Origin of the sequence: Massilimicrobiota sp. An105 (genome assembly GCF_002161155.1) — a bacterium.
GTDB lineage: Bacteria > Bacillota_I > Bacilli_A > Erysipelotrichales > Coprobacillaceae > Allocoprobacillus > Allocoprobacillus merdigallinarum.
Window position 1 is genome coordinate 1 of the sequence record NZ_NFLY01000055.1, and the last position, 12,425, is coordinate 12,425.

3 protein-coding genes and 1 pseudogene are annotated in these 12,425 nt (G+C 28.8%); 3 read left to right on the top strand and 1 reads right to left on the bottom strand.

Annotation, left to right across the window (positions count from 1 at the left end; genetic code table 11):
- The first annotated feature begins 818 nt into the window (after nt 1-818).
- Nucleotides 819-8,216 carry a discoidin domain-containing protein gene (locus B5E48_RS12050; protein WP_087305295.1) on the top strand — a complete coding sequence of 2,466 codons (7,398 nt, stop codon included), beginning with the start codon at nt 819-821 and terminating at the stop codon, nt 8,214-8,216.
- A 391-nt stretch (nt 8,217-8,607) separates the two neighbouring features.
- Nucleotides 8,608-9,291, top strand: a pseudogene (locus B5E48_RS12055) (helix-turn-helix domain-containing protein); the annotation flags it as partial.
- A gap of 328 nt (nt 9,292-9,619) precedes the next feature.
- On the opposite strand, the gene B5E48_RS12060 reads toward B5E48_RS12055, so the two are convergent.
- On the bottom strand, nt 9,620-10,894 hold the full coding sequence (locus B5E48_RS12060; RefSeq protein WP_087305299.1) for a helix-turn-helix domain-containing protein: 1,275 nt from the start codon (nt 10,892-10,894) through the stop codon (nt 9,620-9,622).
- A gap of 442 nt (nt 10,895-11,336) precedes the next feature.
- Between B5E48_RS12060 and cptIN the strand changes: the two genes are divergently transcribed.
- Nucleotides 11,337-11,822 carry a type III toxin-antitoxin system CptIN family toxin gene (gene cptIN, locus B5E48_RS12065; protein ID WP_087305302.1) on the top strand — a complete coding sequence of 162 codons (486 nt, stop codon included), beginning with the start codon at nt 11,337-11,339 and terminating at the stop codon, nt 11,820-11,822.
- Nucleotides 11,823-12,425 lie beyond the last annotated feature (603 nt).

Here is a 12,425-nt window from a genome sequence, read left to right on the forward strand (position 1 = left end):
CCAGAAGAATCACGATAGGATTCAACGAGTGCGCAAAAACAGGTATTTTTCTTACCCTTATTATTTTTGATAACTCTAACGAACATAGAAGCACCTTCTTTCTTAACTACATTATACAATAAAAGTAAAGGAAATAAGATAATAAATAGATAATTATACTTAACTACAAGTAAAAAAGACACTCTTTTATTTCCAAAAAAATAAAAAAGAGCCAACTTACTAAGTTGACTCCATTGAGCTCGATAAATTCGGGCTTTTTTGTATTTTGCAATATAATTAAAGTTCAGGAATTCTTGAATGCATATCGGGCTTCAAATCTTAAGTGTTTGTATTTTGGAATAGTCATAATAAAGCACTATCTTTTCCAAGTGAAAAAACATAGCCAAAATACAAAAACAGTATACATGAAAAAAGAATGCCTCTAAAAGTTCTTAAAAGTAAAGTATCATTCAAGAAAAATAGGGATGTTACTTAAATTATTCATATAATTCACAATGTTTAAAAGCGCTTACAAATATTCTTGCTTTTTTGAAATAGAAGGTATAATATAAAGATAGAAGTATAGTGACTATTCGATTAGGCAAAATCAGATAGATGTATAAATACATTTTCTGTTCTTTTTTTCGTCTAGTGAACTAGTGAAGCAAAATAGGAGGGAGTAAAAATATGTGAAAATATATTATATTAGTATAAAAAAGTTTTATCTTTGAGATTGATATAGAATTTTAGAAATATCACATATAAAAAATAATATATTATCTTAGGAGGAATATAAACTAAAAAGTAGAGAAATTTTCTTGTTAAAGGGAGAAAAAGGTATGAGAAAATACAACAAATTTTTAAAAGTAATAATGGTTTTAGTGCTATGTATTGGGATTTTTCCATTACATATTCAAGACACTTATGGATATGAAATTGATTCTCAATGGAATGATGATGAAACGCTTAAAGTTTTAAGTATAGGAAATAGTTTTTCTGTTGATAGTCAACAATATCTATATCAAATTGCTCAGGATTTGGGCGTAAAAAATATAAAGTTAGGAAATTTATATATTGGTGGATGTACTTTAGCCACTCATCTTGAAAATGCTAAGAATGAATCTAACGCTTATACATATTATACTAATGATAGTGGTAGTTGGGGAACAACAAAAAATATCAGTATAAAAGCGGCTGTATTAAATGAAGATTGGGATTATATTACATTTCAACAAGCAAGTGGAAGTAGTGGTTTAGCTGATACTTATGATGATTTACAAGAGTTAATGGATATTGTTAGAGAATTGCAACCAGATGCTAAATTTGGATGGAATATGACATGGGCATATCAAGGAAACTCTAATCATGCAGATTTTAAAAATTACAATAATAATCAAAAAACAATGTATAATTCCATTGTATCGGCTGTTCAAAATAAAGTTGATACAAATAAAGATATTGATTTTGTCATTCCAACAGGAACATCTGTTCAAAATGCAAGAACATCTTTTTTAGGAGATACTCTTACAAGAGATGGTTATCATCTATCTTATGATGTAGGTAGATATATTGCAGGAATAACTTTTGCACATGCTTTTACTGGTTTAGATATTGATAAATTATCATATAAACCAAGTGGAGTAAGTGATAAAGAAAAAGCAATGGCTATTGAGTCGGTTAAAAATGCTTTTTCAAAACCATATGAAGTGACTAAGTCTCAATATCAAATAGATTTTTCTGAATTAGAGAAAGCTTCACTTACATTAACCAATGGTGGATTCTATAATTCATCAGCAAAAAATGGAAAGCATTATACTTTAGATACAACAAGTGCTATTTCTCCAAATTTTGTGGTTACACAAAAATTTACAAAAGCTACTTTACCAGTTGGTTCTGTAATCGTTATTGCAGATGGATGGCAATATAGACCAGAAGGATGGATTAATGGTGCAGTTAATACCGCAGCTGTAAGACCAGGAAATGTTTCATCAAATCAAGTTGTAGTTGATGCAACATGGTGGGGAAACTTTACAGAAAGAGCATTTAATATCTCAAAGAATCCAACTTCTTCATTAGCAAATGTTTCAGATGATGAAATTAATGAAATTTTCCAAATTTATATTCCTAAGAATTTAGAATATAATACAAGTAATTTAGCATATATGAAAAATGTTTATGCTTCTTCAACTTATGCTAAAAGTTCATTTGCAGCGGCTCATGCAGTAGATGGTGACATGGGTACACGTTGGGGAAACGCATATAATGTTCCACCATTTGATAGAGGTCAAGGAGATACTGAAGAAACAATAACAGTTGATTTAGGAGATACTTACAATATTGGAACAGTGTCTATTTCATGGGAAGCAGCACATGCTACAAACTATACTATTCAAGGTTCATTGGATGGAGAAACTTTCTTTGATATCAAAGATATTACAAAGGGTAATGGTGAAACCGAAGTTCATGAATTAGATGCAGTAGAAACACGATATGTAAGATTAGCTATGCATACTCCTGCAAATCAATATGGTTATTCAATTTATGAATTAGAAGTATATGAAGCAAAAGACACAGTAGCACTAGATGAAATTTATAAAAAAATAGATGAAATAAACGAAGAAAAATATTCTGATGCTACATTAAATATTGTTAAAGAAAAGGTAGAAAAAGCTAAATCATTAGCACCTACTGCTACACAAGATGATATTAATCAAGCTGTTACTGATATTCAAAAAGCAATTGATGGTTTAGAAGCAAGATATCCAAATCTTGCACTTGATAAAGAAACAAGTGCTTCGTCAACTTATGCGAAGACTGGTTATGGAACAAGTTATGCAGTTGATGGAAAAGTTGATGCTAATAAATGGCAAGTTAAATACAATGATATAAATGGTTATAATAATGGTAATGGTAATCTAGAAGAAAATCTAACTGTTAATTTAGGAGCTGTATATCCGATAGATATGATAGCTATTTCATGGGAAAAATCTTATGCAAAAAATTTTACAATTCAAGGATCACTAGATGGAAAAAAATTCTTTGATATTAAAGATATTAAAGATAATACACCATATGAGGATAAACAAAGAATAGAATACGATGGATTAGGAAATATTAAAACACAATATGTGCGATTAGCATTCCATGCACCAAAAAGTGAAAAGTATAAATATGGATATGCATTATATGAATTAGAAGTATATGAAAAGAATCCTGATTCTAGAGTATATACAAACTTAGCATTTGGTAAAAAAGTGACAACAACTTCAACATATAAGAATGCAAACAATAAATTTGATCATTCTCATATTACAGATGGTGATTTAGATTCACGTTGGGGTAATGCATATAATGGAGATGCATATAAAGAAAATCCTTTTGAATCAGTTGTTGTTGATTTAGAAAAAGAATATCCTATTGATAGAATAATTGTGACATTTGAATCTTCACATGCAAAGAAATATAATGTGCTAGGTTCAAAAGATGGACAAAACTATTCTTTAATTCAAGAAGTTACTGATGGAACTAAAGATGAAAGAATATTCACTAATGTAAATACTTCTGTAAGATATATTAAATTAGAACTTTTAGAACCTTCAGGAAATTATGGATATTCAATTTATGAAATTGAAGCTTATGAAAAACGTAGTTCAGAATTAGATAATATTTTAAATCAAGTTAAAGATAAACTTAGTAAAATAGAAATTGGTACAGTTGAAGGTACAATGTTAAAACAAGTCTATCAAAAATATGTTAAAATGATTTCAAATGCAGAAAAATTGATAGCTAACAAAGAAAGTTTTAATAATGATATCCGTTTATCAATTATTGAGTTAAGAAATGCATCATTAACAATTGATAATGATATTATTACTGCTAAGACAACTGTTTCTATTTATCCAACTGCTCAAGATATCACTTATGATTCTGATAATGGTATGGTGCTTAATGGATCAACAGTAGATATTTTAGTACATGGTAAACAAGATCAAGCAACATTACCAAAAGTACAACAATTATTAAAAAAGAATGGATATACATATCAATTTGTAGAAAAAATTGGAACGAATCCAGTGGTTGTTCTAGCAAATGATTGTGATAATGAATGTGTCATTTGTGATTCAGTGAAAGATAACCAAAAAGCTTTAGAGAAAAAGCAAGGATATGTAATGAATATAAGTAATGATGAACATAAGAGTGGACAAATTACAATTATAGGTTCAGATGAAGATGGTGTATATTATGGTGTTATGTCATTGTTACAAGTTTTTGAACAAAAGACAGAAGATAATCATTTAGCTGAAATTACTGTTTCAGATTATCCGGATGTTGAATTTAGAGGATATGTTGAAGGTTTCTATGGATTCCCTTGGACATTCGAAGAAAGGGCAAGTTTATTTGAAGATACGTCAAAATATAAGATGACAACATATATCTATGCTCCAAAAGATGATATTTATCATAGAGATGAATGGAGAAAACTGTATCCTGCAGAAAAAGCAAAACATATTTCTGATTTAGTAAATGTTGCTAAAGAAAACAATATGGATTTCTGTTGGACAATTCATCCAGCTGCTGATTATAATTTTAATGCAGATAGTGGTGATTATGAAACTTTAATCAAAAAATTTGAACAAGTTTATGATTTAGGTGTTCGTCAGTTTGGTATTTTTTATGATGATTTAGATTTAAGTATTGCTGATGGAAAAAAGCATGCTAAACTTATCAATGATGTATATCAATATTTAGATGAAAAATATGGTGATGTGAAACCATTTATTACTGTAACATCTCGATACAATAATAGTTGGGGTGGCGATTGGGTAAAATATTTTACTCCATTTATGAAAACTGTTCATCCTGATACAATTGTATTGTGGACAGGACAACATACAATGTCTGCAATTACTAAAGATTATTTTGAAACACCTAAAAAGAAAACGGGCGTAGATAGAGATTTAGGTGTTTGGTGGAATTATCCTGTTACTGATTATTGTTATGGAAAATTATTAATGGGATCATTAGATATTTTAGATACTGATGTTGATAATATTAATAGTTTCTTCTTAAATCCTATGTCAGAGGCAGATGCATCAAAAGTTACTATTTTTAGTGGTGCAGATTATGCATGGAATACTGGTACATTTGATAGTATTTCAAGTTGGAAACGTTCAATTAAGGAATTGGTTCCAGAAGCGCACGAAGAATTTGAACGTTTTGCTGATAATATTAGTTATATTGATTTACCAGAAAGAAAATCAGGTTTTAAATTTGAAGAATCTCAATATTTAAAAGAAGATCTTGATAAATTTGAAAATGCTTTAAAATATGGAGATAATTTTAAAACTGAAATTGCTAATATGAAAGCAAAATTTAAACAAATGTTGGATGATGTTCAAGCATTAAGAAAAATTAAAAATAAGAATTTATTATCTGAAGTTGAAAAACATATAGATGCTTATGAAGATATGGCTAAAGCAGGTATTGCTGCAATGGAAGGCTATGAATATGCATTACAAGGTGATATTGGAAAGACAATTGACAAGATATCAGAATTAGAAAATGCATTATCTAAGAGTGGTTCTCATATTATTGATACAATTAAGGGTCAATCTTATGTTGTTGTTGGTTCTTATCGTATAACTCCTTTATTAGAAAAGAGTATTAATAATATAAGGGAAATATTAAATTTAAATATTGATTATCCGATAGTTAAAGAGAGAATGATTACTAGTATAGATAATCTTGATATTCAAAATGTAAAGAAAGATGGTTCAACATATTCAATTTCTAATATTAAAACAACAATGAATAAAGATGACTATATTACTATTACTTTACCAAAAGCTATGAATCTTTATAAGATTGATGCTAATATTTCTCAAAATGATGCATTTAAATTACAATATTCATTAGATGGTTTATCATGGAATGATGTTGGATCAGTTGTTGATAATCATATAACAAGTCAGGAAGTTGTAACTGGTGCATATGTACGAATTGTTAGTACTAAAGATAATGCACAATTGGATATGAAACAGTTATCTGTAACTGAAGGATATCAACCATTATTTGTCAATGTTGTATCAGATTTATCAACATATAAGACAAATGTCTTGAATAATGCTGTTGATGGAGATCTTACTACATGTTTCTGGTCAAATAGTTATGCAAAAGATAATAATTACATATCTGTTGATTTAGGAAATCTTGCAACTTTAAATAAAGTTGAGCTATATAATGGTATAAGTAAAGGTAAAGTTGATGGTTTTGTTTCTACAGAATTAGAAATTTCTAAAGATGGTGTTATTTGGACAAAAGTTGGAAAAGCACAAAGCATCAATGATTATATTGATGTAGATGATACAATGAAAAAAATCGTTTTTGATGCAAAGGGTGCGACAGCTAGATACTTCCGTTTTGTTGCCTCAGGAACAACTGATACATGGACAAAAATTTATGAGATTGTTTATGATGCAACTTATTTAGATTATGATAATCATCTTAAAGTAGATACAAACATACCTGTTGATACAGAAACAGATAAAATTATGGATAATGACATGAATACATCATTAACTACAAATAGAGTATCACAAAATGGTGATTCTATAAGTGTAGACTTTGGTACATTAGTTCCATTATATGATGCAAGTATTTATTTAGATAAAAATGAAACTTTCAAAAACTTAAAACTTCAAACATCATTAGATGGAAAAACATGGACAGATGCTGGTGATTATTTATCGAATGATAAATATACGATTAGTGGAAACCATAGTATTGCTACATTTGGAACAGATGGTAGTTTGGTAAGGTACATTCGTTTTGTAACAAATGAATCAAGTGAAAGTTCAGTCAGAATTTATGAAATTAAATATAATCAAACTTTAGATGCAGCTGCAAATACTTCTTTAAATACAGATATGAAAGAATATAAATCTGAATTTACTATTGACAAGGCTATGGATGGAAATGTGAATACAAAATTCTATTCAGGTAGTGGTACAAAAGTAGGAAATTATATACAAGTAGATTTGGGTTCTAGTATTTCTATACATGACTATTCAATATGGTTTGCTGTTAATCCAAAAAATGTTGGAGAAGTTGATGGATTTAAAGAAATGAAAGTTCAAATTTCACAAGATGGGAAAACTTGGTCTGATGTTGGTGAGAAAATGGCAGTTTCAGATTATATTGTAAAAGGTGATAAATATTTAGCAACCTCTAACTTGAATGGTGTAGTTGCAAGATATGTACGATTTGTTGCTACTGAAAGAAATAGTAATTGGTTACAGGTATATGAAATTGAATTCAATAAGACTGTTGATGCAAGTGACTTAAAGTATATTGATAACAATAGCACTATTAATATTAATAATAGTCATTATATTGATGATCAAGATATAACTACGCATTCAAATATTCTTCAAGTTAAAAACGGTCAAGAATTGATTTATCCAATGACAACTTGTAAAGATGTATTAAAGATTGGTATTTTACAAGATCATAAGGTTTTAAGCAATGCTAAAGTTAGTGTTCAAGATTTAAATGGAAAATGGAAAGAGATTGGTTCATTAGATAAAGCATGGAAGTTGTTTGATATTCACTCATCTATTCTTGCAGTGAAAGTAACTTTTAATGATTCCGTTGATCCTGTTATTTATGAAATTATTGTTTATGGTGGAGCTGATTATACAAAAGTAAGAGAAGTGTTAGAAAGAGTTCCAAATGATTTATCTATCTATGATAAAAAAACTGTTCAAGCTCTTAATAATGCAATCAAGGCAGTTGTATATAATAAAGAAGCTAGTGAACAAGAAATAGTAGATAAGTATGTAAAAGATATTTCTAATGCAATTAAAAATCTTAAATATAAATTAGCTGATTATACTAAAGTTAATGAATTATTGAAGAAAATTCCAAGTGATTTATCAATTTATGATGCTAATAAAGTTAAAAACTTAAAAGATGTTATTAATAGCATAGATTTTAATAAGGATTTCACTAAACAAAGTGAAGTTGATCAATATGCAAAAGATTTACAAAAAGCGATAGATGAGTTATTAAAATCAGCTGTAAAAGTTTCAACCAAACCAAATGATACAGATGATTCAAATGCTCCAGAAAGTGGAGATCATACGAATACAACATTATGGATTTCACTATTGTTAGCATCAGGAATAGGAGTGCTTGCAGCAATTGTATACAGCAAAAATAGAAACAACAATAAATAACTATATTTAATAAAAAATGGGGATTACTTGGCTAACCAAAGTTAGTAGTGGATTTCCAAAATCTGTGGGGGTCATTTATAGGGAGGTAGTCCTATTCAAGAATAAAGCTTCTGAACTCTAGGTTATAATAAAATCTAGAATCAGAAGCTTTTTGTTATGCCTAATGATATTGATTAGTTATGTTTTATTTTTTGTATTTGTCTCATTTTTTACTAATAGTATGAACTTCTTTGACAGTTTTATGATTTCCTAATATATGTATATCATATAATTGTTTAAACGTTCAACCAAAGGGAACAGCATAAGATGTTGCTATTGTTTTAAATGTTGATAATAGAGACGAATACGATAGTAATAAATCACATAATGAAGGTTTCATCATTTAACACAAAAAGAGTTAGCGGATAAATTATTTATTTCTGATAAAATAATTAGTAAGTGGGAAAGAGGAGCTAGTATTCCAAATGTTGTATTATTAATTTCGATTGCTGAATGTTTGGGGGTTAGTGTTACACAATTACTGATGGGTGAACATTTAAAATCAAATGATATGATTCAACATGACGAAGTGAACAATATGATTTCGTATTCATTGGAGTCTTCGGTTAAAGTAATGATTGATCGAAATAAAAGACGATGGAAGTTTTTATGGGGAATATCTTGTTTTGTGGTTATTTTAGAACTTTTATTCTTAATGATATTCAGGTATCCAATGGATCATATAAAAAGTATCATAAATATTTCAGGGATATTGATGATATTTGCATTATGGGCATGTTTTTTTGCAAAGGAACTACCAACGTTTTATGAGGAGCATAAAATTAATTATGTCTCACAAGGTATTTTTAGGATTCATATGCCTGGATTAGCTTTTAATAATGCTAATTGGCCAGTAATTTTAAATGTATTACGTATCTTTTCTTTATTGAGTGCTGTTGGAACACCAGTGTTTTATTGTGTTTGTATATCATTAGGTGGATTTCAGTTATTTAATGATATAAAAATCTATGTATTGTGGGGTATTATCCTTTTGTTGATTGTTACTGTATATTATATAGGTAAGAAGTATGAATAAGACGTGTTTAACTTTTTTTTAAATCTGCTAAAGTGAAAAGTTAAATTCCACTTTAAAAAAATGAAAAATAAAAGTAGAATTTACTCTTTCAGAAAGCGGATTTTATAAGAATATTAGGTGATTTCCCTGATATTCTTTTTATTTTGATGGTTGAATTTAGTCTTTCATGTGATTGAAAACCAAATTTTGTTATGAAAGAGTACTATTTTGGGGCACATTAAAGCTGTGCATTTTTGTCAATTTTTTTGAGTGTAAGACTAAAATCCACTTGAATAAAGTATTGAACTGTCAATCTGTATACCCATTTTCATACATTCTCTGAATGATTTTAATCTTTTAATAAGTAAGGTTTTAAAACAATATTGTCTTTGTTGATTCTTTCAATTCCAAAATCTTTGAATTTTTGATAAAGTGCAGGATTCATAAATTCCATTACTTCTAATGGTGATTTACCTTTTAAATGTTCTTTTGATTGAGAATTGATATGTGAGACTATTAGATTTGCTTTTTCCTGACTGTTAAGTCCTAAATCCTTTAAATCATTTTCTTTTGGACAAATATAGCGGATTTCTTTATGATTGTTTTCTAAACTTCCTTTTTGACCAGAAGCCATTGGATCACAATAGAAGATTCGTGTACGTCTTGATTCATTTTCTTCTTTTTCAAACACTTCAGCATCACAAAATTCACTTCCTCTATCAGTCTTTATAATGGCAACTTCTTCACTGAAAAGGTCTTTCCCTAAGATCTTTTCTAAAAAATCGACTCCTTCGACCATTGATTTCACCGTTTTTTCTTCTTGATAGACGATAAACATGAAAGAATAGTCTAAAAATTTAAATGTTTGCATGAAAGGACCTGTAGAACCATTATTGTAGACCGTATCCATTTCAACAACGCTTAGATTTTTATTTTCTGCTGTATAATTAATAAAGTCATCGTATGTACGACCATTCAAATACTTTTTATCTTCTCTTTTTTTATATTTATTAGAAGCCTTTTTGGTTATTTTTCTTTTTGTTTTGATTCTAAGATCGATATCGAGAAGTCCAAATTCTCTAAAGATACCATTTTCAATATAGTTGTAGAGCGTTTTTTCAGAAATATTCAATTCAGGATGATTGGTAACGATATGATAGGGAGAATGCCCGGCTTTAATAAGCGGAACGATAATATCAGCCATAGCTTTGCATTCTTCATATGACATATTGATACCAGTTCTAGAATCAACAAGGTCTTCTCTATATTTTTTATGAGAAAAATCAGCCTTGTATCTATACTTATCATAGCGACAATGCGTATATTTAGAACAGCCGTTACATGCACCAGGAGAACGATCACGACGATTGCAGGTGAAAGGTTTAAAATCAGCACAATTGTCACAGACATGATTGTGAGAACAGTTTTTCATATTAGCACAATTAATTTTATAAGAAAATTTGTGAACAAGTTCTCTATGTTTTTTGATTTCTTTACCAACAGTAGACTTGTCCTTGCCGATGGTAAGAGCGATAGCAGCTTTAGTAGAGCCGTTTTCGATACCTTTTTCAATGATGATTCTTTCTTGAACAGTAAGATGTAAATTTTTATTGTTAGAAGACATGATAATCTACCTTTCATGAAAATGGAAAACAGATATCAGGTAAATTATACAGGTGAAAGAGTAAATTCCACAAAAGAAGTGTAAAAGTAAGTTCAACTGTAAGAGTAAATTCAACTGGAAGCTTGTGAAAGACTAAATTCCACTTTGTCATATCTAAAGTGGAATTTAACTTTTCACTTTAGATGCGATTCATAAAAACAGTAAAGCTATTGACTAAAGTACAAATATTCATTAAAATATAAATGAAGGATATATGTGTATATACATTTATATCTGGACATATTATTAAGTGAACAGAAATGTTCAAATATTATCCGCTAGCTGGTTCGCGGGATATAAAAGGCCAGCATTCAAATATTATCCGTTAATTCGTGTACGGGATATAAAAGACGAATGTTCAAAATGCCCCACTTAGGGGCATTTTATGTAGGAGTAAGATTTAATGGTTCAATTAGGAAATCTATATTTTATAAAACAGTCATTTTTTGATTTAGTACAAGATAGTACATTACCAATCAATAAGCCAAGTGATAAAATGGGAGAACATGGGCGTCCTTCTTTCTGTGCAATTAAGATAGATCAGGGCAATTATTACTGGGTAATTCCATTTTCTCATCAAGTTGACAAATATCAGAAAGTATACGATAAGAATATTCGAAAATATGGTCGATGTGATACGATTGAGTTTGGATATGTCTTAGGAGAGAAAAAAGCATTCTTGCTACAAAATATGTTTCCAGTAACTGAAGAATATTTTAAAAATGTATATATTGATAAAAATACAAATAAACCTATTGAACTTTCTGATAAATTGAAACGTAATTTGAAATCAAAAGCTAATAAATTATTATCCTTCTATTATAGAAAAGGCATTAAGTTAATGTTTACAGATGTAGAAGGTATTTTACAAAAATTGAATGTTATCTGAGTTATAAAAAAATTTGTGATGAATATACACGTTTTTGAGTTTAATTGGAGTTTAAAGTTCCAAAAACTTTTAAAATACTATATAGTACAGGTAAAGCTTCAATTTAGAATAATCGCCTATTTATCAACTCTTTTTAAGATTTGATAAAATAGGTGAAATACGGCTATAATTGGTGTCGAATAAAATTATTATAAAGTTAAAAAGGTCCTTAGAGAAATCTAAGGGCAATGGAGTCAACTTAGTATATTGGCGCTTTAAATAATCGCGGGGTTTTATAAAAAAGCTTTAAAAAAATTGTGGGGCAGAAACACCCCACTTTTATTTTAAAGGAAATTGCAGACATTCATTATTTTATTTCCTTTTTTTATATTTTCCTCTATAATTACCTATTCTTTTAATACTTTCTTTATTTTTGATTATTCGCATGTAAAAGCACTGGTAGTCGCAGACATCTGCACCACCTCAATCGCATAAAGTGCACCAGTTATATTTATACACAATTATAGTCAATCATGTCCAAACATGATTGACCTTTTTAAAAAATTATTTTTTGATTCTAAAGTTTTCATTACCCATATACACATCTATTCTATTATGAATGAT